This window comes from Chitinophaga tropicalis (assembly GCF_009758205.1).
GTDB classification, from domain to species: domain Bacteria; phylum Bacteroidota; class Bacteroidia; order Chitinophagales; family Chitinophagaceae; genus Chitinophaga; species Chitinophaga tropicalis.
The window spans coordinates 448,159-469,634 of sequence record NZ_WRXN01000006.1 but is presented as its reverse complement, the minus strand read 5'-3'; the positions used below and the strand labels follow the sequence as shown (position 1 = coordinate 469,634).

Here is a 21,476-nt window from a genome sequence, read left to right as displayed (position 1 = left end):
GAGTATTACCTGCCCCAGGTTGACACCTCGCAACTTACAGATGCTCAGTGGGCAGAAAAATTTGCGCAACTGCACGATATACGGCAGAGAGAAGCCAAAGGACTGCCACTATTCTCAAAGTAGCATTGTGCATAAAATTTAATAACAATGGCAGAAAACACAAGCGATGAATTTTATCAGATAGGCCGGGCCGCAGAAGCAGCTACCAGTAAGGTCTCGATCTTCCAGAGAACGATGATGAGCAGTACCCAGTCAATGGGATCTTCATTAACAGAGCTTCGGGAACAGATCACGCAGATTGAGATTTCTACAGCAAGAGCTTCCTCTCTTTCGGCAGCAGCCGTTTCAAGAACAAAGAAACCCCAGGAAGAGCCTCAAAAGGAAAAGAAGAAAAAAGATGAGGGTGATGAGTTTAAAGTTGGCGATCTTATTAAAGGTGGTACGGGCCTGTTGAAGATGGCGATGGACCTGCAAACAACGCAGGTAGCCTTCCAGCAACTGACGGGCAGTGCCACCACTGCCAAAGCACTGATAGGCAGTCTGCAACAAATGGGGACTACCACTCCTTTCAAGAGCAAAGACCTCATGGAAAACGCCAAAGCCCTGCTTGATAGTGGCACCTCCGCTGCAAATGTAGTACCTATACTCAGCTTGCTCGGAGATGTGGGCAAAGGCAACCAGGAAAAGCTTAACGGGCTCACCAAAGCATTTGGTCAGATACAGGAAAGTGGAAAGCTCACAGAGACTTCTATGAAAGCAATGGTAGATGCGGGTTTCAATCCACTGGACGAAATAGCCAGAACATCAGGTCTTTCTATGGAAAAGCTAAAAGCAGATCTGGCAGCAGGAAAGATCTCTGTCGATCAGGTCACTACTTCACTGATCTCTGCAACCGGGCCAGGAGGACAGTTCTTCGGCGCCATGCAGCAGCAAAGTGATACCGCCGCAGGTAAGTGGAACCAGTTCAACGAAACAATGAATATGGCCGGTACCACGCTGGGCACTGCTCTTCTGCCGCTGGCAACAGATTTCATCAATAACGTGCTTATTCCGATGGGAACAGCATTACAGATGGTGGCCGGATGGCTGGCAGAACATTCAGGACTGATAGAAGGTCTGGCTGTAGTAATAGGTGGCGCTCTCATAGGATATAAACTCTGGGCAATAGCACAAGGCGCTGTTAACCTCGTCATGAGCCTCAATCCTGCAGGACTTGTAGTGGCAGGAATTGTGGCACTGATATCAGGCATCATATATCTGTGGAACACTTTTTCAGGATTCAGGGGCGCCATTGTGGGGGCCTGGGAATGGCTGAAAGCATTCGGTACGCTGATAAAAGATTTTGTTATAGACAGGATCAAAGGCCTGATCACAGGCATGGGCGGCCTCGCAAAAGCGCTGGGATATATTTTTGAAGGTGAATGGAGCAAAGCATGGGAAACAGGCAAACAGGCAGTTTCAGACCTCACGGGCATCACTGCTGCGAAAAATGCCTACAACAATGCAGGTAGTCTTGGGAAAGCATTCTCAAAAGGGTTTGATGATGGCGTGAACATGAAGCCGGTCTCTCTGAAAAGCCTTATGCCTAAAACGCCCGCCGCTCCCAGGATGGCGCAACCAGCTGATTATTCCACGCTGGGCAATACTCCAACCCGTGCCAACGCCAGCAACGGTTTAAATACTGCACAGGGAAAAGTAGAAGGCATCACCGGTGGCGGAGCACGCAATATTATCATTAACCTGCAAAAGCTTTTTGATGATATCAATATCAACTCTTCTACCGTGCAGCAAGGTGTATCAGATATGGAGCAAATAGTAACAGAAGCATTGCTCCGGGTTTTAAACAGTGCAAACGCAATTGAATAATTATGGCAGCAAGTTTCGACATACAAAAAATCTTCCAGACAACGTGGGGGTACACACCTCCGGTATTTAATATAGCCAAACAACCTGAAAACCCCGGCGATGTTGCACAATATTTCGCCAAGGGCCTTCACGGACGCTCTTATTTCATGCCGGTAACATTGGGAGGAACAGTACTTCCCAACCCCGTGATACGCATCACAAGTAAGAAAACCATTGTGGAAACCGTAATGGTGAACCGCATGGGTACTGTGAAAGAACTGATAGGTCAGGAAGATTTTAAGATCAACATCAAAGGTATCATTGTTTCAGAAGACAACAGCTACCCGGCAAAAGAGATCAAAGCTATCCACGATCTGTACATCCTGGATACAAGCCTGGAAATAGTGTGTGTACTTACAGACATCTTTATGCAAGGTAAAAACACTGTTGTGATCACTGATATCAGCTGGCCTGAAATATCCGGCACACAGAACATCAAGACATACGAGATAAACCTCGTAAGTGACTGGAACTTTGACCTAAATGAAATATAATGTTCACCCTCAGATGTAAGATCACAATAGGCGGCTTCATGTTCACATCTATAAATGATGTAAAGATCAAAAGAAGTATACACTCTTTTATCGATACCGCCACAATCCTGCTTCCGGCTTCTGCAAGGCTTAATTTTAAGGAGAACGTCAAACTGTCCACCAAATCCGTATCTACCGCCAAAGTCTTTAATGAAGGAGATCCTGTTGAGATCTGGCTGGGATATAATAACGAATATCCTGAAGCGCCGGAATTTAAAGGCTTTATAAAAAGGGTCAACGCGGCATCTCCCTGTGAGATAGAATGCGAAGGTTATAGCTGGCAGCTGAGAAGGAAGAATGTTCTCTGGTCTTCCGGTAAAGAAAAGACCACGCTGAAAAAAATGCTGGAAATGCTGATAGACGGAACGGATATAAAGCTGAGTAACGAAATTCCGGATATCCAGCTGGAACAGGTTTGTGAAGGCAATATCAGTGGTACCGACGCGCTGGACTGGATCAAAAAGAACCTGTACCTCACTGTCTATTTTTCCGGCAACATTCTCTACGCCGGGCTGGCCTATATTCCACAACCTGATAAAACAGCTGTAGAATATACCATAGGATGGAACCTGGTGAAAGATGATCAGCTGAAGTTCAGAAAGGAAAAGGACGTAAAGATACAGGTGAAAGCTGTTTACTTCGACAAGCGTAACAAAGCCGTGGTAAAAACAGCTGGTGATAGCAGTGGCGCTATCAGGACCATCTTCGTACAGAACATCGAATCAGAAAAAGAGCTGTTGCAGGTAGCAGAAAGAAAAGCACAGGAACTGAGATACGATGGCTACGAAGGGAAAGTAACAGGGTTCCTTGTGCCTTTTGCCCTGCCTGGCTATAGAGCTACGCTAAAAGATGCAAAGTATAAAGAACGCGATGGCACTTACCTGATAGAAAGTACAGAAGTGAAATTCGGCACCGGCGGTGCAAGGAGGATCAGCGAAATAGGCGTTAAAATAAGCAAGAACGATGAGTAGAATACAGGCACAGCTAATTGAGGGGCTAAGGAACCTCAGCAGGGAAAAAGCTACTATCATATCTGCACAGGTAGAAGATTCCAATAAAGATGCAGGCACTATAGACGTGATCACCTTCGATGGATTGAAAATACCTAATGTGCGTCTGCGTTCAGTGATCGAAGAAGATGATAAAGGCATGATCATATTTCCAGCTAAAGACAGCAGCGTACTCATAGCCAGGATCAACAGGAGTGACAACTATCTTATGATAAGCATGGAAGAACCTGAACTGATCAGATGCAGGGTAGGTGAAAAATACCTGGAGCTGGATAAAGACGGGCTGAAAATAAGTGCCGGCGAAGAATCTCTGAAGAAATGCCTGGACGATCTGCTGGATGAAATTGTAACGATCTATGCTCCTATGAACAAGGCCGCTTTTGCAGATATTAAACAGCGATTAGCTAAACTTTTAAAATAATCATATGCCCCTGAACAAAAGTGGACTGGAACAAAGTATTAAAAGCGCTTTCAAAAGTATGAAAGATGCTGGCGGAGACGAAGAGCAGGGCCTTAATCAGCTTTGCAGCAAACTGGCAGAAGCCGTAGATACTTATGTTAAGACAGCCACGATTAATTACACAACGGGACTGACCACCGCCGCGGGCGGTGGTCCGGTCACCGGAGTATTCAATGGTAATCTATCATGAAAGATATATTGTTAACCCAGGATATTGACCTTGACATACAGTCAGGCGATCTCAAAACCGGTTTCAGTGATCTGCAGCAGCAGGAGTTATTGCTGATGAATAACAGGGGAAGCTTCAAGGAATTTCCCTCCGTTGGGATAGATGCCTTTGGCTTTCTGCAGGACAATAATACCTCTGCTTTGCTGCGGGAGATCCATAAGCAGTTCCTTGCTGACGGCATGCAGCTGAAGTCGATCAACGTTACAGACACCGGGCAGCTAAATATTGATGCAATTTATGGAAACAGTTAATGTTAAACCCCACCAGTGTCTGCTGGACATCTCCATACAAGAGAAAGGAGGCATCGGCGCATTGTTTGATTTTGCTGTCGTAAATGACCGCAGTATCACGGATGATCTCAAGGCCGGCGGCATATTGCTGATACCCGATACAGAGATCATAAACAAGCGGACCTTCCAGCTCTATGAAGATGAGGGCGTGATACCTGCCAACGCCTACACTGCAGATGATGACGCTGCTATCAAAGGTGGTATTGGTTACATGGGAATACAGGTCGACTTCCGTGTAAGTTAAACAAGAGTAAAAAAATAATTATGGCAAGAACAATCACCGAAATACAGGATGACATCATCAACAGGATAAAGGCAACAGCGGGACTTGCCGACCTGAACAGCACCAGTAAGGTGGCCGTATGGCGGCTGTGGACTTACATTGTAGCTGTATCTGTGTGGGCGCTGGAAAACCTGTTTGACCTGCACAAAAACGAGGTGAACACCCTGATCAATGAAAAAGCCCCGCACAGCCTGCGCTGGTACGCTAATAAAGCGAAGGACTTTCAGTATGGGTCAGAACTGGTAGCCGAAGAAGACTACTATGACAACACTGGTCTTTCTGAAGAGGATGTTGCGGAACAGAAGATCATCGCTTTCAGCGCTGTTGTAGAACAGGCAAAAGGTCTGCGCCTCAAAGTAGCGCGCATTGTGAACGGTGATCTGGACGCTCTCAGCACTATACAGCTGCCTGCTTTCGAAGAATACATGAACCGTATCAAAGATGCAGGCGTGAATCCACTCGTTGTAGAAAGCCTTCCTGCTGATAGTCTGAAACTGTCTCTCACCATCTACTATAACCCATTGGTGCTGGACAACACCGGTTCACGGCTGGATGGTACAGACCCGGACCCTGTGGGCAAAAAAGTAAGGGAATACCTGAAAACACTGCCTTTTAACGGAACGATGGTATTGGCCTACCTGGTAGATGCCTTACAGCAGGTAGATGGCGTGGTCATCCCTCATATTGAACAGGCGCAGGCAAGATACGGCTCACTGCCCTACACCGCCTTTGATGTGAAATATAGTCCTGACGCAGGTTACCTCCGCATATTGAATGCTACAGACCTGACCATCTCGTACATACCACAAAGCGCCATTATATGAGTAAGATATTTGACATAGACTATCCAAAACTGGTGCGGCTGTTAATACCACCCAGGATGAGGAAGCTCAGACACGTAGCCTGGCTACAGGCATTAACCAACCCTGTGAACTACCTGTACCAGCAGTTCAAACGCAACAGGGATGCTAATCTTTACCGGCTCAATATTACGCCACAGGTAGTATATATGGAAAAGCTGCTGAATGACAGATATGATATTTCCGGCCGAAGGATCCGCATTAAAGATGCTATCACATATACGGCTGAATATCTGTACCAGGATGCAGAGAACAAACCATTGTATATCTATAAGGAGGAAGAGAACAAACCAGTATACCTGTTCACGGAATCTGAAATAGGTAGTGACTCGGTGGATTTCTATGTGCTGTTACCGGCTGGTCTGAGTTACAATGAGAATGAGATGACAGCATTGATCAACAACTATAAACTGGCAGGGAAGAGCTATAAAATACAAAACGTATGAATAAAGTAGAACAATTGACAAACCTGGGTGGGTTTCCTATGACCCAGTATACGCTGGACTTTATGCAGCAGTCATACAGGAATGCCCTGGGTGCGCTTGCAAAGCTGGTAGGCAGCGCTGTAATAGTGTCAGGCATGGAGGAAACAGGCAATACTGTTGCGGATGGCTGGATCAGTTACAACGGCGAATTGCTGCCCTTTACCGGAGGTCCCAAACAATCTACCTGGATCATAGAAGAAATAACGGAAGACCGTCTCTTTGCAGACCAGGTAACACGTACTGTTTATTTCACCCGCAGGGCACGTTTTGCTTCCGGTGGTATCAGCTACAGCAGCCTGCAACGCATTGAAACATTGCTGGGGCTGAAAGGTGTGATCGCATCGCTGGATACGAGACTTACCCAACAGCTGGCCAAAGTCTGGAAAACCGGCGACATCATTGAACTGGATTGCACAGCAGCCTATATATCTGCCAACTTTGACGGTACCGGTTTAGGTAAGAACGAAAGAGCAGGATGGGCCATATGTAACGGCAATAACGGTACGAAAAACAGGAACGGAAGATTCCCTGTTGGCTACGATCCTTCCAGGGCAGGTTATAATGTACTGGGCGCAACAGGCGGACAGGACTCTGTAACGCTGACCACCGCACAACTGCCAAGCCACATGCACACAGGTAATAAGCAGGTGTCTGCCCGTGGCTGGCCAGACGATTCAGGCGACAGGACCGACAACTATTATTACATCCATGCATCAAGGGATGGCGCACAATTCTATCAGACGTTTGATACGAACTATACAGGTTCTAACCAGGCGCATGAAAACCGCCCTCCTTATATCGTGACTCTCTGGATAATGAAATTATAATACTATGGCGATACGCGAACGGAACAAACTAAAAGACTGGTTTCAAACGGGGGATTACCCCACGCAGGACCAGTTCTGGGACTGGCTGGACAGCTTTGTGCACAAGTCGGAAGACAAAGTGGACATTGACGGTATCGCCGGACTACGCAGCCTGCTTGACAACAAAGCTGACCTTGAGGCCTACCATATCCTGTACCAGCAGGTGCAGGATATGGTGTCAGCCAGCCTTAAAATAAGAAGAGCAGATGTACTGCAACCTTTAACAGATGAAGCGTTGAATGCACAATACCCGGACGCAGTGCCAGGTACGCAGGTCATCTGTCCCAACATTCAAGAAGGCGGCGAAGTGTATGAAAAATTTGACCAGGAAAACAACACATGGTTCAGATTGTATATGACCAAAGCTGCTGCCAATTATCCGGGTGTGATAGCAGGCATTGAACTGGACAACTTCGTTTAGTCATCCTAAAAAAAGCAAGAAATGAATTTCGAACTTAAGAAAATAAAATGGGAGCCGGGGAAAGCCGCTACACAGCTGCAACTGATGACATTGCGTGTAAGAAGGAAAAGTGATGAGGACGAAGCGATCAATTATACGCTTATTGCTGATGAGATGCAGGTATATACTGATGGTACTATCTTAAACCCTCCCGTGATCAAAAACCTGGAAGAGGATACTACCTATGTTTTCAGGATCTCTAATAACGATCCTGCCGGCGGACAGTTTGATATGGTATACACTACTCCCCGGGAAATGGAGACAGCAGAGATCACTAAAGCATATTATCACAATTCAGAACTGATCTGTAATAATTCTACCGGCTTCCTGGACGCAACGCTTCCTCCCAAAATAGGCGGTTATTATGGCCTGGAATATTCACTGGCAGACTGGTTCGGTTATAATCCGAACATTACACTGGTGGGAGGGCCGGTGTGGAAAAAAGCAAAGGACCTGATAGGAATCAGTTTTACCGCCAGTGCAGACAGGATACAGGCACCTACCAGCCTGGCACTGGAAAGAGATGTCAAAACAAAATACAGCCTGGGTCTTCATTTCTATGTGAATGCTGAAGACCTGCCAGCTACGGGTATCTGGCCGCTTGTTTCTTTTGGCGCAGCACCAGGTGGCAACGGCATCTTGTTATATGTTAACTGTGATACAAAAAAAGTACACTGGCGACATCAGAATGGTGAGGTTATAGAAGAGATAGTCAGCGCAACTACTATCAACACAGGTCAATGGAACAAAATACTTGTGTTCAGAGCAGCTGATATAACCGCTTCAAAAATGTGGCTGAACAGTTTCAATACGTTTACGGGAGCGCTTACTGATGCAGGCGTACCAACACTGAACCGTATAGGGACCCCACTCAATGTCGGCACTATGGGAGGCATTTTCAGTAAATTTTACTACAACTCCCTGCTGGTGCTGGACGACAATGTTGCCGGTAAATACATGGAGCCACCCTACCCTGTTGGCATCCTGGAAAACCCGGATAATCCCGAAGATAAATACAGCATCTACAGGAAGAACATGATCGTCATCAACAATAGCCGTATTGTGTGTACTATTCCTCCGGATGCCCCTACAGGCTACAGGCTATTTTATATTCAGAACAGTTCCGGTGTAACAGCGCCGGTTGGGATCAGCATCCTTCCTTTTGACAAGGTGGCCTATCCGCTGGAACTTGATTTCAGTACTGACAACGGCGTAGCTGAAAGCCAGCTGAAGTCTAACTTCTATGCTATGGCTAAAAGCTGGGGGGGGGCTAACGGTGGCGTATCTCCGCAGAACATTTATATGCAGGATGGCCTGCTGGTAATGGAAGCACATGGAGATCTTTATGATGGTAATGTGCAGGGGTATGCCAAGAATGGAACTCTGAAACTGCATGACAATCCCGAAGACCCGCTGTATAATGCGCCATGGACAACAAGAGTAGGCGCCGTAATAGCCTCTAAGGAGTATTGTGGTTATGGCAGCTATGTTGTAGAAGCAAAGCTTCCGCGGGAAATGGGTGTGGCGCCTGCATTCTGGACATTCCATTATGGAGAGGTGTATCCGCAGGACCCCCGATACGAACAATTGCTGGCACAGGGATTACACCGCCAGGGCAGTTTTGCAGACGGATATTATGTTGTTGAGAACAACGAGATTGATATGGAGTTGCCCAGTCATAATGCCAATCATATTTTCGCTACAGTTGCAGAAATGCTTTCTCCCAATTATCACATAAACTGGAGTGGAGAGAAAGTGGCTGTGGAATCAGATCCTGACCCTGCCAACAATGGTACCTGGCAGCTGAACAATGTAGCCCAGCCTAATGTACTGAGCAGCTGGGCTAAGCTCAACAATGAAGTACAGCATCTTCATCAGCCACGCACCAACAATATCAAGTGTAATAACTGGAAAGGCGAACTTGGCTCCGGCAAAGGATTCACGTTTGGTACAGATCCATTCAATGACGAATATCTCTCTATGTTGACAAGCATTGGAAAAGATGTGTGGGATGATGAGTTTCATGAGTTTCGTTTTGACTGGTACGCTGACAGGGTTGAGTTTTATGTTGACGGACAACAGATACAGGTGAACAGGCATTTTGTACCAGACATTCCGGGCAGGTGGACCATTGGTTTGTGGTTCCCTTCACAGCCTAATCCTGAACGGCCCTGGCAGGTAAATCCAACAGGTGCATGGGCAGGGCCTGCGGCCACCTGGAGGTATCAGAAAATGACAATCAGGAAGATTTCACATACCCCTTTCATAGATGAAGACGCCAATGGCGCCAACAGAATGGTAGGAGAAACATATCCGTTTGACGGCTTCAAGAGTTTTCCTCTTCCTCAACCGTAAATAAAAAATAACACATGGCAATTAAGAACAGAAATACGCTTAAATCCTGGTTTGAAACAGGAGACTATCCTACACAGCAACAGTTCTGGGATTGGCTGGATTCTTTCTTTCACCTGCAGGATGATAAACTGCCGCTGGATAATATAGACGGGCTACGCGTCCTGCTCAATGCCAAAGCAGAGAATGAAGTGCTGGATATGCACATGCAGGATAAAGAAAATCCGCATGCTGTTACCAAAGAACAGGTAGGCCTGGGAACGCTTCCCAATGCCAAAAGCGATGCCATAGATCAGAATAACAGCGAACAGCTGGCTACCAGCGCTGCTGTCTTCCAGTTGAACCAGTTATTAAATAAACTGAAAGACAAAACGGAAGTGATCACATTTGATACAAACGGTGTATTTGAAATGGAGAAGGGAGATCTGCTGGAAACCATTGTTGTGTTGCCTCAGGCCCCCATTACATTATCCATAGGGAACACGGAAGGAGGAGATGATATCCTCCTTCCTATGGAGTTCCCTGCTGGCAGCAGTTATGCAATAGGTCTGAATGTCTATGCAGATGAACAGGTGAAACGGCTTTATCTCTCCGGCATCACAGCGCCCGTGTCAATTAAATTCTATAAACGATAATAACAGACGATGAAGAAAATTATTTTACTGTTGCTGCTTGTACTGGCAACCGGAGCAAGCTATGCACAGGACGGCAACTTCAGGCGTGCTACTGTGAGAGACAGTATCTGGCTGAGCGGAAAATGGTTCAAGGAGATCAGCGATGACAGCACCCTTGGTACCGGCGCATCCAATATCCTTCCTACTCAGAAAGCATTGAAAGGCGCATTGTACGATGTGGTGGCTAATAAGGTCAGGAACATCTATGTTTCAAATGGAAGCCTGAACAGCAACAGGCGGCTGACCGGGAATAAGCAATATGAGTTGTTTATGGATTCCCTGACGGCATTCGGTGTAATGACACGCAGTTTCACGGAAGATTCCCTTGCAACATTCAATCTCAGCACATTCACTGCCTCTATGGCCAGTTATGTTACAAGCGCCAATAAAATGGCTGTAGTAGAAGTCAATGCGCTGCCAAGGCCATATATTGCATTACACAGCGGTTATCTGACGGCGGCCGGCTTCTATCTTGATTCTACTAATAATATAGGTCTTGGTAAAAATAATCCAACAGAAAAGCTGGATGTAGTGGGCAATGTTACAGCTACCGGGACGGTGAACAGCCAGGCCTTTAAAAACGGGAACATCGGTTCGCTGACATTTGCAGGTAATGGCTCTCCCGTTATATTGCGCTCAAACAATGAAGATCTGCAGCTTTTATCAGGCAAGCACCTTTCCATTTCTGCGGAAAAGAATATGATATTATCCACCGGCGATTCGGGCGCCGTTATTTTTAATAACCCGGCCACCTTTACTGCCGCTGTTTCTGCGCCTTTCCTGACAGTGAACGCAGATATTGCATTAACAAAGGCTCATCATACCTTACGTGTCAGAACGGCAGGTATTACCATTACGTTACCCCCGCCAGGGCCTGTCTATGGCCGTATCTATTGTATCATGAATGCCTCTGACGGGTATATCTATTTCAATAGCGGGTACGTGGATAATAATATAGTGCTCAACGACGTGGCTTCAAGCGGCGTTGTGTGGTTACAGAGTGATGGCTTTAACTGGTATAGAATTAATTAGGAGGACCATAAATGCTAAAAGCCCGGGCGCTATCTGCCCGGGCTTTGGCTTGCCGATGTAAAGTTCCATAGTGCCTCATTCTGATCTTGTCCAAAATAAAGTAGTTCATCATTAAAAATTTCAACCGGCAGTAATTTACTTTTCAGCAATACTGCCGTAGCTTTATAGACGCAGACAAAATCTTACCGTTATGAGTCAACAAAAAATAGGCTGGGCCGGTCTTGGCAATATGGGAACTCCAATGGTGCGCAACCTGGTGAAGGCAGGATTTGATGTGACCGTATACAACCGTACCACTGCAAAAGCAGAAGCACTGCGGAAAGAAACGGGCGTAAAGGTGGTTACCTCGCCTAAAGACCTGGTAAAAGATACTGACATTGTGATCACCATGCTGTCTGACGATGCTGCATTGAAACAGGTATATGAAGGCCGGGACGGCCTGTTATCTGTTACACTTCCTCCGCAGTTGCTGGCAATAGACATGAGCACGGTATCGCCGGACACTACCCGTCAGCTGGCGGCGCTTTGTGAGGCAGAAGGCATATGGTACCTGGATGCGCCTGTATCAGGCAGTGTAAAGCCGGCAGCTGAAGGCCAGCTCATCATTATGGCCGGCGGCAGAAAGGAAGATTTTGACCGTGCGAAACCTATTTTCGATTGCCTGGGTAAGGCAGCCTATTTACTGGGAGAGAATGGCGCCGGCAACTATGCCAAATTAGCTATCAATACATTCCTGGGCATTACCATGCAGGGCCTTGCCGAAGCGGTCATATTTGCCCGCAATAACGGCATTTCCCCGGATCAGTTCTTACCCCTGATCAACAGCGGTCCGCTGGGCAGTATGATTTCCGGCATAAAATCACAGAACATTATAGAGCAGGATTTCACGCCGGCATTTGCACTGAACCTGCTGGCAAAGGATATACGCCTGGCCAGGGCACAGGGCCTGGATACACCTGTTGGCAGCGCGTTGTCTGATACTTTGCAGGCAGCAGTGGAAAAAGGTTTTGGTGCTGAGGATATGGCTGTTATAATTAAATATCTTGAAGATCACCACGCCATCTGAATACATTAAAAAGCTGTATCGTGTGTGATACAGCCTTTCAGATAGTGCACCAGTTCCAGGGGCTGGCCTGTGGTTGGCCAGGGATTTAAACCGGTAATGGATTCAGAGTGGGATTCTGGCGCTGGTGCCAATACGGATAAATTGAGTTTTTTATCTTTAATAATACCCGACTACCCGCAAATATCATTGTTTATTTTAAAAGGAACCCGGTTATAAGATAAACGGTCAAAAGTGGCATAAAACAACGGATGAAGCTGCCAGAACAGCAGGTTATTTGCTTTTGCATATTTTTTGTACCGCTTATACCATATTAAATATATACTTATGGCTACTTTTTCGGAGATCATAAATGGGGATAAACCTGTATTGGTAGATTTCTTTGCAACCTGGTGCGGGCCTTGCAAGACGCAGGCGCCTATCCTGGAAGAGTTAAAACAAAAGGTGGGGGATGCTGCTACTATCCTGAAGATAGACGTAGATAAAAATCCTGCGGCAGCCAATGCCTACCAGGTGCAGGGCGTGCCTACCCTGATCCTTTTCAAGCAGGGTAAAATAGTATGGCGGCACTCGGGTGTGGTACCGGCCAATAATCTTGAACAGGTGGTCAGGCAGAATGCCTGATAGCCTGTCCATCTATTCTTTCCATTTCACCGCTTATGACCTCAAAAACGGGCTTTATGCCATTTTATCCACAATGCCCTACTGAGTGCTGTTACCTTTAGGTAACAATTCTCTGTGATGATGGATAACTCAACAATAAATCAATACGCCACTGCTTTAAGCTACGCCTCTTTTATAAGTGCGGCCTACCAGGTATTTGATGCTTATTACACCACAGACCGGAACATTAATCCTGTACAGGAAGATTATCCATGGTTCCCGGAGAATTATACACTTGTTTACAATATTCATATGACCGATTCCCTGCTCGGTTTCAAAGATCCTGTCTATTATGGTTTCCTGGCCAAAAGTAACTTCTCTCCTGATTATCCCGTTTCCTATGTTCTTGCGTTGAGAGGTACTTCAGATTACCTGGAATGGGCGGACGATCTTGATATTCTTCCTTCCCCTACTCCTTTTGGTCATAGCAGTGGCAATGTTGTATCGGGTTTCCTGGACCGGTTCAACAGTATGACCTTTTCTATTCCAGGGGCAAAAAAGCCTAAGGGTCTGTTCAAAGACATTCGTTATAGTATCAGCATAAAGGACCTCCATTCTGACGGCATTCAGCCTATTGTGTGTACCGGTCACAGCCTGGGCGCAGCCCTGGTCACACTCTTCGCCGCCGGCGAAGCGTATTCCCTCTTCCCCTGCCGTGTATATACCTTTGCCTCCCCCTGCGTTGGTGATGATGCCTTTGTATCTTATTACAATGGGCTCATCACCACCAGTGAACGGTATTATAACATCCCGGACCTTGTTCCTACTATCCTGGACGTATTTGGTTACAACCAGGTAAATACCGGCATACCACTTAATTCCCTTAGTCGTGCTGATATTAGCTGGTATCCTGCCTGCACACATTCACTGAACACCTACATGTACCTGCTGGGCGCAGATGCCAGTGTACTGAACAGTAATTGCATAGTAGCGCAGGATGCGATTGACGTTACAATAAAGAAACTCAGCTTCAGAAAAAGATACTAATTACTCACTATGGTTATGCAGAAAAACCGCATTGATATCCATCTATGCGGCTTTTTTTATTGTATGGAGATCTTCAGCTCTCTGAAACAAATTCTTCGTTCTTTCTCCGTATAGTCTTTTCCATTTGCTCAAAATACTTCAGTGCTTTCCTGTACTTATCCCGTTCAAAAACGGGCACTTCCTTTACAGTGGCCTCATAGCCATCATTTGCCTGGGTATTTAACCGGGGAGCCTGCCCTTCTGCTATATCAAAGTGGTAGAAGTCGTATTCATCATCACCCAGCACACGGATTATGGAGATACGGGGCGTCTTTTCTCCGGCATTGCCGGGAGGGCGGAAGCCCCATTGAAAAGCGCCATATTCTACAACATGATCTTCGTTATAGTAATCATAGTGTTTAGCCCTGATCAAAGGCAGAGACAGCAGCTCTTCCAGTTTTTCCCCTGTAACTTCCGCTCTGAACTTTTCACGGTAGTATACCATTTCTGAATACTGTTGTAACAGTGTGCGCCAGTTCTCTTCGAGGAACTGATGATAGCTGGCAGGTGCATTGCTATCCAGTTCCAGCCAACGTTCGCCATCCAGCTGTTTATATGCTTTAGCTATGCGATAGACGCCGGGACTGTCCTGAGCAAAATAGATCACGCAGCCAAAATTCTCTTCCTGCTGGAAGTAGACTGTGAGTGTATGAAGTTGTCCGTTCAGCATCAGTACTCTCCGATATACATCATTGTCTTTATACTGCAACATTACTCTGTCAGCTTCACCTGTGTATCCGGTCAATACATCACTGTCTGCGAAGCGGAAGATGTTCGTCTCACTGATAAGATCATCCTGAAAGAAGGAAGGCGCCTGGGGATCCTTTAAAAAGTCTGCACGGAGTACAGATTCATTATTATCCAGAGCTCCCAGTATTTCTCTTCTGTCCAGCCAGCTGGACCAGGAGTATATTTCATCATCATATTCATCGTCCGGCTCTGACAGGAAATGTTCTTCGAAAAGAGCAGGTAATGGATCTCTTTCTTTATAACCTTTATCTTCGTCCCAGAGAAGGTACTCCAGGTCTATCCTGTCTTTCTGTTTGAAACGTTTATAGTCAAAGCTATAATCAGTGGATATAAAAACTCTTGCCTGTACTGCACCCTTACTTATCAGGGTCCCATGGTTATAATGGCCCCAGTAAAGATCTTTAACGTACAGATTGCCGGTAACATATATTTCCTGTCCGCCTACTACGATATTATCTGCTGTCAGGTTTCCAAGTATGATCAATCCTGTGGCGCCGTCTGTATCTTTATTATAGATATTACCAGCTTTAAGATTGCCTTCTATGAGGATAAGGAAGATAGATTCTCCATTCCCACCGGGATCATCCAGGTTGATGTTGGAAGTTTCCCAATCTCCTTTGTGATGCATTACCAGCTCTTCTTCAAACTCTCCGTTATTTTCTTTGTTTCTCCATGCTGCCCAGGAATCTGCCGGCAGCAGATGTTTTATTTCTTTAAATTTCTTCTGTTCCATATTCTTCAAAAATAGGAAAAGCGATTTTTTCGGGAGAAGAATTTTGGGCTTGCGGCCGGCTAAAAAGAGGATTTATTCTACATGCTTCGAACGCATGGGATGTAATATTTTCATCCAATAGGCGTGCGTGTTACCTTTCTGGTGCATAACGAAAACCAGTACGATCAGTATGCCCATGATACCTTCTGCAAAAACCACCATATTCACACCGAATATATGCGCCAGGTAACCTATTACCAGGCTGCCTACGGGTAGCATTCCCTGGTAGGACATAATATAGTAGCTCAGCGTCCGGGCTTTCATTTCTGAAGAGGCGTGGGTTTGCAGGTAAGTATTGATAGCAGAGTTCTGTATCATTAATCCGACGCCTGTAGCAGCAGTGGCCAGCAGCGCCATGAACATGGAAGAAGAAATGGCCAGGCCCAGCAGCGCTACGGCAAAGACGATGCTTGACATTACGGTGATCTTTACCAGGTCTTTTCCAGGTCTTAACATAGCCATATATATTGCGCCCCCCAGGGCGCCGAGTCCTGCGGCGCTTTCAAACCAGCTGAAAGTGGTGGCATCTCCATGAAAAACATCTTTTGCAAATACGGGTAACAGTGTGGTATAAGGTATTACCAGCAGACTTGATGCCGCCAGCATTACGATCAGGGAAGAAAGGTCCGGAGATTCTTTCAGGTATTCATATCCTTTACGCAGGTCTGTCCAGATATCTGCACCGGATGCTGAGGGAGTGCTGAGTTTCAGTTTCATCATGGATAAGCAGCAGATCACGGCAATGAAGCTCAGGAAGTTGATCAGGAAACAGATATCCTCGCCAAAGGAGCTTAGGATAATACCTGCCAAAGCCGGTCCTACCAGCCGCGCGGCATTAAAAGCAGAGGAGTTCAGGGCAATGGCGTTGGGAAGGTCTTCTTTATTGTCTACCAGGTCTCCCATCAGGGACTGTCTGGCGGTAGTATCGAAGGCATTGATAAGTCCCTGGGCCAGGCTGAGAACGGCTATCCAGATCATATTATAGTAATTCAGCCATACCATGGCTGCGAGGACGCCGGCTTGTATCATCAGGCCGACCTGGGTCACCATTACTATCCTGAATTTGTTATGCCGGTCTATAAAGCTACCTGCGAAGGGGGAAAGTACCAGGGAGGGGATCATGCTGAGAAAAGTAACAAGGCCCAGGAGAAAGGCTGATTCTGTAAGACGGTATACCAGCCAACTGATTGCGACCCGCTGCATCCATGTTCCTATCAATGAGATGGCTTGTCCTGTGAAGTGGAGCCGGAAGTTATGGTGTTTAAGCGAACGAAATATTGACATATATAATAAAGTAAATTAATAAAGTTACTTTACAAAAGTACGACTTTATCAGCAATGAATGAAAAACTGCGAGAGAAACGTTCATGAACGGGCATCACGCAGAAGAATGAAAATTCCTGATTCCAGTCTATGGAGCATCATGACTGCAGTTAAGCTTACAGACTTAGCTGCAATTATCCGGAGACTATACCGTGGCGCTAAAGTGATACCGCAATACATACACTAAACATGCTTAAGACATGCTTTAAACATGCTTCAAAGGTACTTGAAAGGTAAAGTTGAGGGGAAGGATCTGTATAGGAAACATATATGGACCTGGTCTGGGAGGAGGATAAAATTGATCCCGGAGGTGATGATGGACCAGTTAGGCTACTACCATATTAATAAAAAAATCCATGTAATGATAGTTCTCTACATTTTAAAAAAGTAAAGTAACTTTGCCAATTGACTTAAATCTATATGTCGACAAATACTTATGAGGTAGCTGCTTCTTTACGCAGCACAATAACACGCCTGGTGCGTCAGCTACGAAAGCAGAATATAGCGTCAGACTTTTCCAATGCAGAGCTATTAACGATGGGCCTGCTGGACCAGCATGGCAGCATGCTGCCTTCTGCCCTGGCAGAAATGGAGCGGATCTCCGCGCAGGCTATCTCACAGATCATCAACCGTTTATCTGAAGCTGGTTGTGTAAACCGGGTGACAGACGAAACCGACAAACGTAAAGTATTTATTTCCCTTACCGAAAAAGGCCTTCATCACCTGGTAGAAAACAGGCGTATCAAGGAAGAATGGCTGGTAAAAGCCATGGAACGTCTCTTTACCGCAGAAGAGCTGAAACTGATAGAAGCCTTCCTCCCACTTCTTCAAAGGCTGGCAGAATACAATGGTTAAAAGCCGTTTATACATTTTAACATTTTCGACCGGAACAATTAAGTAATTTTATATATGTTTTAATCTGAAAGTGAAAAAGGACAGCTTACTATTTAGGAAGACCGGTAAACCACCATTATCCCTGTAAATGAATTTGTTATGTTAATAAAAGGTACAATTGAAAGGTATTATTTCGGTGCGGACAAGTCAAAATATGGTAAAAAATATTATTATCTTCTGTAACTTTGTCTCCCGGCTCTGGTCTGACCAGTGAGAATAAGGCTGATTGTTTCTATATCGCGGGCATTTGCTCCGTTTATTCCAATCCTATGAATATGAAAAGATTATTTACACTCCCACTACTATTCACTGCGTTTTCGCTTCCGGCTATCGGTCAAAACTACAAACAGGATTTCGAGAAATTGTGTGTTAGCGGAGACACCGCCAAACAGCGCACGTTACTGGCAAAATGGGAAAAAGCCCGACCCAGCGATGCCGAATTGTATATTGCTTACTTTAACTATTATGTAAGTAAGAGTAAAACGGAAGTAGTTACCGTCAATCACACTGCCAATGGCGCAGCTTTACTGAAAGCCGGGAAAAATGGCGACCCTGCCGGTTACACCAGTGAGATCGGCTATAAAAAGGACCCGCTCAACAAAGGATTCAAATACATCAATACCGGGATATCCAAATATCCTAACCGCCTGGATATGCGTTTTGGTAAGATCTATATGCTGGGTGAGAATTATAACTACACTAATATGACCAAAGAGCTGGTAGCAGCTATTGATCACTCCAGCAAGATCAAAAACCAGTGGAAATGGGCTGACAATAAGCCACTGGAAAAGCCTGAGCAGTTCATGCTTAATGCAGTACAGGAATATGTGGCACAGATCTATAATGTAGGGAAAGGACAGGCAGATAATATGAAGCTGATCTCAGAAACTGTGTTGAAATATTATCCTAAACATGTGGCCAGCCTTTCAGACCTCGGCCTTGCCTATACGTTAAAAGGAGATAATGACAATGCGCTGAAGGCTTTCCTGAAAGCTACGGCTATTGATCCTAAAGACTTTATTGTACTGAACAATATCGCCAATATCTATGCAAAAAAAGGCGATGATGCCAATGCCATTAAATATTATGAGCTGACGCTCAAATATGGCGACCAGGAAGCTAAAACCCTGGCCAATGCAGAGATCAAAAAGCTGAAAGAGAAGAAGCCAACGCCTAAAGCTACTATGCCTAAACCAGCTGCAAAGGCTGCAACTACAAAGACTTCTGCCACAACGAAGAAGGCTACGGAAAAGACTTCAGAAAGCAAATCTTCAGGTACAAAATCATCTTCTTCCAAAACAGCTGCTAAAACCAAGACAGGCAGCTCTGCGAAGAAGTCTTCAAAATAAGGTGAAGATAGCTGGCCTGTGGCCAGTCTTTCAACAAAAAGGGTTTCGCCGAAGCGAAACCCTTTTTGTTGAGTCATTTCTTTACGCTATTTAATGGCCTGCAACAAACTGCAAAATTCAAGCTTCTCGTCAGACGTAAGAAAGGAATTTGCAATCGTTTCATTGATCAGGTCACTTGTGAGCGAAAACTCATCGTAGAGGTCATTCTGTTCCACTCCATACTTCTTTGCTGTAGAAAATGTGACCGCCATCAATATTTCTTTTGACGGAACTTTCTTTTCCACCAGCAAAGGTCTGATGGAATACAGCATCTCATTGTTCGCAACTTCAATCTTCTTAAGGTAATCTGTTTTTCCACTCCTCGAAAAATAATAACGTGTAAAAAGGAAGACAATGAGGGCCATCATAAGCCCGAAAATTGCTACCATAACAGTGGTGCTTTGTAAGTGTATCATAGGCGTAGGTAAAAATGAAATATTAAGGCTATACCCAATATATAAAACACCAGTGGCAATGAAATATAATAGCACTTTCCCATCCTCTAAATGAGTACTGTTACTGCAAATTGCTCCTATTTTACCTCATACTGTAATACTACCATTACCGGGAAATGGTCTGAAGGCACCCGGGCGGTATACTTATCCAGGGATACTTCTTTCGGGAAATTGGCGCTGCCGGCCTTTGCAACATCTGTATCCCTGCTTCTGTAAGTATCTGTCAGTATGCCATATCTTTCTGCTTTGAAATCGCTGCTCAGGAAAATATGATCTATCCGGCTATCTGTCTTTGCGTTAGGATTAAAAGCGTTAAAGGTACCGTTCAGGGCATATTTTATACCTGCTGTTTCATAAGCATCTTTCAGCACGCCTGAGTTATTAACCACTCCATAGGAAGGGCTGTTCTGATCTACATTGAAATCGCCCGTAACTATTACCGGCAATCCTCCTGTCATTTGCTTCACTTTTGCCAGCACCAGTCTGGCGCTTTCCTCACGGGCTTTCACACCTACATGGTCCATATGCAGATTGAAGAACCAGAAGGTAAAACCTGTACTGATCTCTTTGAACTTACCCCAGGAACAGAGCCTTGGCAATGCGGCATCCCATCCTTTATTAGGCCTGTCTGTTACTGTTGACATCCAGAAGTCCCCTTTTTCCAGCAAGCTGAACCGTGTGCTGTTATAAAAGATGGCAGAATATTCTCCTGCCTGTTTACCGTCGTCACGTCCTACGCCGGTATAGGCATACCCGGGCAGGGAGGCTTTAATATCTTCCAGCTGATGATGCAGGCATTCCTGGGTTCCGAAAATATCAAAACCATAAAAACGGATCATAGAGGCAATGACAGGGTAACGCTGTTTCCATCCATTACCGTTTGCAGCATCTTCTTTGTTGGCATCGTTCCGCATGTTGTAAGTGGCTACTGTGATCTTCTGGGCCATTGCTGTATAAAACAGCATCATCATGCAAATCATCAGAAAACTCCATTTCTTCATCTGTTTCTCAGTTTTAATTATGATAGTTTTTAATTTTTAGCGGCGCGAGGCCGGCAAAAGAGTTAAGTACCTGTAAGTAGACACAAGAATACTCAATATAATTTCAATCATTTGTGAAATAATCCTGAAATTTTTCATGATCCTACTGACATAGGGTTGTCACTTCACGTCTTTTACTTTGTATCATCATCAAAAACAAAATATCATGGAACTCATTCAATCTCTGCTGAAGGAAATGGAAAAGGAAGCACAGACAACACGTAAAATGCTGGCCATTATCCCGACTGACAAATTTGACTGGCAGCCCCATCCCAAAAGTATGACCATCAAAAGACTGGCTACACATATTGCAGAACTTCCTTCCTGGGTCAGCATGGCGCTGACCACAGATGAACTTGATTTTTCCAATAACCCGTATGAACCTGTAGATATAAAAGACACCCCAGCTTTGCTGGAATATTTTGAACGTTCTCTCGAATCCGGCAAGTCTCATCTTGAAAAAGCAGATATCGCACAGTTTGATGAACCATGGACACTCCGTAATGGCAGTGAGATCTATGATGTTTCTCCCAAAGGAGATGTGATCCGGATGTCTTACAGCCAGATAGTGCATCACAGGGCACAGCTGGGCGTGTTTCTTCGTTTGCTGGACATCCCTATTCCGGGCAGTTATGGTCCCAGCGCTGATGAATCATTCTAAGG

General features: G+C 45.4%; 24 protein-coding genes. 20 read left to right on the top strand and 4 right to left on the bottom strand.

Features of this window, described 5'->3' with window-relative positions; translation table 11 throughout:
* Positions 1 to 147 precede the first annotated feature (147 nt).
* The 17 genes from GO493_RS16555 (at position 148) to GO493_RS16475 (ending at position 14,152) form a co-directional block, all read left to right on the top strand.
* Positions 148 to 1,866, top strand: coding sequence for a tape measure protein (locus GO493_RS16555; RefSeq protein ID WP_157307318.1), 1,719 nt, complete (start codon positions 148 to 150; stop codon positions 1,864 to 1,866).
* A 2-nt stretch (positions 1,867 to 1,868) separates the two neighbouring features.
* Positions 1,869 to 2,399, top strand: coding sequence for a DUF6046 domain-containing protein (locus tag GO493_RS16550; RefSeq protein WP_157307317.1), 531 nt, complete (start codon positions 1,869 to 1,871; stop codon positions 2,397 to 2,399).
* Positions 2,399 to 3,409: a hypothetical protein gene (locus GO493_RS16545; protein WP_157307316.1), complete on the top strand. Its 1,011-nt coding sequence runs from the start codon at positions 2,399 to 2,401 to the stop codon at positions 3,407 to 3,409. Before GO493_RS16550 ends, GO493_RS16545 begins: the two co-directional genes overlap by 1 nt.
* Positions 3,402 to 3,869 carry a hypothetical protein gene (locus tag GO493_RS16540; protein ID WP_157307315.1) on the top strand — a complete coding sequence of 156 codons (468 nt, stop codon included), beginning with the start codon at positions 3,402 to 3,404 and terminating at the stop codon, positions 3,867 to 3,869. The genes GO493_RS16545 and GO493_RS16540 overlap by 8 nt, the downstream gene beginning before the upstream one ends.
* A 4-nt stretch (positions 3,870 to 3,873) precedes the next feature.
* Entirely contained in the window at positions 3,874 to 4,098 is a 225-nt protein-coding gene (locus GO493_RS16535; RefSeq protein WP_157307314.1) for a hypothetical protein, read from the top strand.
* Positions 4,095 to 4,388 carry a hypothetical protein gene (locus GO493_RS16530; RefSeq protein WP_157307313.1) on the top strand — a complete coding sequence of 98 codons (294 nt, stop codon included), beginning with the start codon at positions 4,095 to 4,097 and terminating at the stop codon, positions 4,386 to 4,388. Before GO493_RS16535 ends, GO493_RS16530 begins: the two co-directional genes overlap by 4 nt.
* A complete protein-coding gene (locus GO493_RS16525) occupies positions 4,375 to 4,671 on the top strand; it encodes a hypothetical protein (protein ID WP_157307312.1) in 297 nt (98 codons plus the stop codon). Before GO493_RS16530 ends, GO493_RS16525 begins: the two co-directional genes overlap by 14 nt.
* 20 nt (positions 4,672 to 4,691) lie before the next feature.
* Entirely contained in the window at positions 4,692 to 5,534 is an 843-nt protein-coding gene (locus tag GO493_RS16520; RefSeq protein WP_157307311.1) for a nucleotidyltransferase, read from the top strand.
* Positions 5,531 to 6,016 (top strand): hypothetical protein, encoded by a 486-nt coding sequence (locus GO493_RS16515; RefSeq protein WP_157307310.1) that lies wholly within the window; start codon positions 5,531 to 5,533, stop codon positions 6,014 to 6,016. Before GO493_RS16520 ends, GO493_RS16515 begins: the two co-directional genes overlap by 4 nt.
* Entirely contained in the window at positions 6,013 to 6,882 is an 870-nt protein-coding gene (locus GO493_RS16510) for a phage baseplate protein (RefSeq protein ID WP_157307309.1), read from the top strand. The genes GO493_RS16515 and GO493_RS16510 overlap by 4 nt, the downstream gene beginning before the upstream one ends.
* Positions 6,883 to 6,886: 4 nt before the next feature.
* Positions 6,887 to 7,342, top strand: a complete 456-nt coding sequence (locus tag GO493_RS16505) for a hypothetical protein (RefSeq protein WP_157307308.1) — start codon at positions 6,887 to 6,889, stop codon at positions 7,340 to 7,342.
* 21 nt (positions 7,343 to 7,363) lie between these two features.
* Entirely contained in the window at positions 7,364 to 9,736 is a 2,373-nt protein-coding gene (locus tag GO493_RS16500) for a glycoside hydrolase family 16 protein (protein WP_157307307.1), read from the top strand.
* A 14-nt stretch (positions 9,737 to 9,750) separates the two neighbouring features.
* A complete protein-coding gene (locus GO493_RS16495; protein WP_157307306.1) occupies positions 9,751 to 10,368 on the top strand; it encodes a hypothetical protein in 618 nt (205 codons plus the stop codon).
* A 9-nt stretch (positions 10,369 to 10,377) separates the two neighbouring features.
* Entirely contained in the window at positions 10,378 to 11,439 is a 1,062-nt protein-coding gene (locus GO493_RS16490) for a hypothetical protein (protein ID WP_157307305.1), read from the top strand.
* Positions 11,440 to 11,629: 190 nt separating this feature from the next.
* A complete protein-coding gene (locus GO493_RS16485; RefSeq protein ID WP_157307304.1) occupies positions 11,630 to 12,505 on the top strand; it encodes an NAD(P)-dependent oxidoreductase in 876 nt (291 codons plus the stop codon).
* A 324-nt stretch (positions 12,506 to 12,829) separates the two neighbouring features.
* A complete protein-coding gene (gene trxA / locus GO493_RS16480) occupies positions 12,830 to 13,126 on the top strand; it encodes a thioredoxin (RefSeq protein WP_157307303.1) in 297 nt (98 codons plus the stop codon).
* A gap of 117 nt (positions 13,127 to 13,243) precedes the next feature.
* On the top strand, positions 13,244 to 14,152 hold the full coding sequence (locus GO493_RS16475; protein WP_157307302.1) for a lipase family protein: 909 nt from the start codon (positions 13,244 to 13,246) through the stop codon (positions 14,150 to 14,152).
* A 73-nt stretch (positions 14,153 to 14,225) separates the two neighbouring features.
* Here the strand turns inward: GO493_RS16475 and GO493_RS16470 are convergent, their stop codons facing one another.
* Positions 14,226 to 15,674, bottom strand: coding sequence for a hypothetical protein (locus GO493_RS16470; RefSeq protein WP_157307301.1), 1,449 nt, complete (start codon positions 15,672 to 15,674; stop codon positions 14,226 to 14,228).
* 72 nt (positions 15,675 to 15,746) lie between these two features.
* Positions 15,747 to 16,997 carry an MFS transporter gene (locus GO493_RS16465; RefSeq protein WP_157307300.1) on the bottom strand — a complete coding sequence of 417 codons (1,251 nt, stop codon included), beginning with the start codon at positions 16,995 to 16,997 and terminating at the stop codon, positions 15,747 to 15,749.
* 459 nt (positions 16,998 to 17,456) lie between these two features.
* On the opposite strand from GO493_RS16465, the gene GO493_RS16460 reads away from it, so the two are divergent.
* A complete protein-coding gene (locus GO493_RS16460) occupies positions 17,457 to 17,891 on the top strand; it encodes a MarR family winged helix-turn-helix transcriptional regulator (RefSeq protein ID WP_157307299.1) in 435 nt (144 codons plus the stop codon).
* Between the two features lie 314 nt (positions 17,892 to 18,205).
* Complete coding sequence (locus tag GO493_RS16455; RefSeq protein WP_157307298.1) at positions 18,206 to 19,279, top strand: tetratricopeptide repeat protein; 1,074 nt, start codon at positions 18,206 to 18,208, stop codon at positions 19,277 to 19,279.
* Between the two features lie 86 nt (positions 19,280 to 19,365).
* Here GO493_RS16455 and GO493_RS16450 read toward each other — a convergent pair whose 3' ends face one another.
* Together GO493_RS16450 and GO493_RS16445 are read right to left on the bottom strand one after the other, a co-directional pair.
* Positions 19,366 to 19,734 carry a hypothetical protein gene (locus GO493_RS16450; RefSeq protein ID WP_157307297.1) on the bottom strand — a complete coding sequence of 123 codons (369 nt, stop codon included), beginning with the start codon at positions 19,732 to 19,734 and terminating at the stop codon, positions 19,366 to 19,368.
* A 116-nt stretch (positions 19,735 to 19,850) separates the two neighbouring features.
* The gene (locus GO493_RS16445) at positions 19,851 to 20,774 is read right to left on the bottom strand and encodes an endonuclease/exonuclease/phosphatase family protein (protein ID WP_157307296.1); all 924 of its coding nucleotides are present in this window, start codon (positions 20,772 to 20,774) and stop codon (positions 19,851 to 19,853) included.
* A 205-nt stretch (positions 20,775 to 20,979) separates the two neighbouring features.
* Here GO493_RS16445 and GO493_RS16440 point away from each other — a divergent pair, with 205 nt between their 5' ends.
* Positions 20,980 to 21,474, top strand: coding sequence for a DinB family protein (locus GO493_RS16440; RefSeq protein WP_157307295.1), 495 nt, complete (start codon positions 20,980 to 20,982; stop codon positions 21,472 to 21,474).
* Positions 21,475 to 21,476 lie beyond the last annotated feature (2 nt).

Coding starts and splice junctions, on each gene's coding strand:
- GO493_RS16555 (WP_157307318.1), top strand. CDS start 148: ATGGCAGAAAACACAAGCGATGAATTTTATCAGATAGGCCGGGCCGCA.
- GO493_RS16550 (WP_157307317.1), top strand. CDS start 1,869: ATGGCAGCAAGTTTCGACATACAAAAAATCTTCCAGACAACGTGGGGG.
- GO493_RS16545 (WP_157307316.1), top strand. CDS start 2,399: ATGTTCACCCTCAGATGTAAGATCACAATAGGCGGCTTCATGTTCACA.
- GO493_RS16540 (WP_157307315.1), top strand. CDS start 3,402: ATGAGTAGAATACAGGCACAGCTAATTGAGGGGCTAAGGAACCTCAGC.
- GO493_RS16535 (WP_157307314.1), top strand. CDS start 3,874: ATGCCCCTGAACAAAAGTGGACTGGAACAAAGTATTAAAAGCGCTTTC.
- GO493_RS16530 (WP_157307313.1), top strand. CDS start 4,095: ATGAAAGATATATTGTTAACCCAGGATATTGACCTTGACATACAGTCA.
- GO493_RS16525 (WP_157307312.1), top strand. CDS start 4,375: ATGGAAACAGTTAATGTTAAACCCCACCAGTGTCTGCTGGACATCTCC.
- GO493_RS16520 (WP_157307311.1), top strand. CDS start 4,692: ATGGCAAGAACAATCACCGAAATACAGGATGACATCATCAACAGGATA.
- GO493_RS16515 (WP_157307310.1), top strand. CDS start 5,531: ATGAGTAAGATATTTGACATAGACTATCCAAAACTGGTGCGGCTGTTA.
- GO493_RS16510 (WP_157307309.1), top strand. CDS start 6,013: ATGAATAAAGTAGAACAATTGACAAACCTGGGTGGGTTTCCTATGACC.
- GO493_RS16505 (WP_157307308.1), top strand. CDS start 6,887: ATGGCGATACGCGAACGGAACAAACTAAAAGACTGGTTTCAAACGGGG.
- GO493_RS16500 (WP_157307307.1), top strand. CDS start 7,364: ATGAATTTCGAACTTAAGAAAATAAAATGGGAGCCGGGGAAAGCCGCT.
- GO493_RS16495 (WP_157307306.1), top strand. CDS start 9,751: ATGGCAATTAAGAACAGAAATACGCTTAAATCCTGGTTTGAAACAGGA.
- GO493_RS16490 (WP_157307305.1), top strand. CDS start 10,378: ATGAAGAAAATTATTTTACTGTTGCTGCTTGTACTGGCAACCGGAGCA.
- GO493_RS16485 (WP_157307304.1), top strand. CDS start 11,630: ATGAGTCAACAAAAAATAGGCTGGGCCGGTCTTGGCAATATGGGAACT.
- trxA (WP_157307303.1), top strand. CDS start 12,830: ATGGCTACTTTTTCGGAGATCATAAATGGGGATAAACCTGTATTGGTA.
- GO493_RS16475 (WP_157307302.1), top strand. CDS start 13,244: ATGATGGATAACTCAACAATAAATCAATACGCCACTGCTTTAAGCTAC.
- GO493_RS16470 (WP_157307301.1), bottom strand. CDS start 15,674: ATGGAACAGAAGAAATTTAAAGAAATAAAACATCTGCTGCCGGCAGAT.
- GO493_RS16465 (WP_157307300.1), bottom strand. CDS start 16,997: ATGTCAATATTTCGTTCGCTTAAACACCATAACTTCCGGCTCCACTTC.
- GO493_RS16460 (WP_157307299.1), top strand. CDS start 17,457: ATGTCGACAAATACTTATGAGGTAGCTGCTTCTTTACGCAGCACAATA.
- GO493_RS16455 (WP_157307298.1), top strand. CDS start 18,206: ATGAAAAGATTATTTACACTCCCACTACTATTCACTGCGTTTTCGCTT.
- GO493_RS16450 (WP_157307297.1), bottom strand. CDS start 19,734: ATGATACACTTACAAAGCACCACTGTTATGGTAGCAATTTTCGGGCTT.
- GO493_RS16445 (WP_157307296.1), bottom strand. CDS start 20,774: ATGAAGAAATGGAGTTTTCTGATGATTTGCATGATGATGCTGTTTTAT.
- GO493_RS16440 (WP_157307295.1), top strand. CDS start 20,980: ATGGAACTCATTCAATCTCTGCTGAAGGAAATGGAAAAGGAAGCACAG.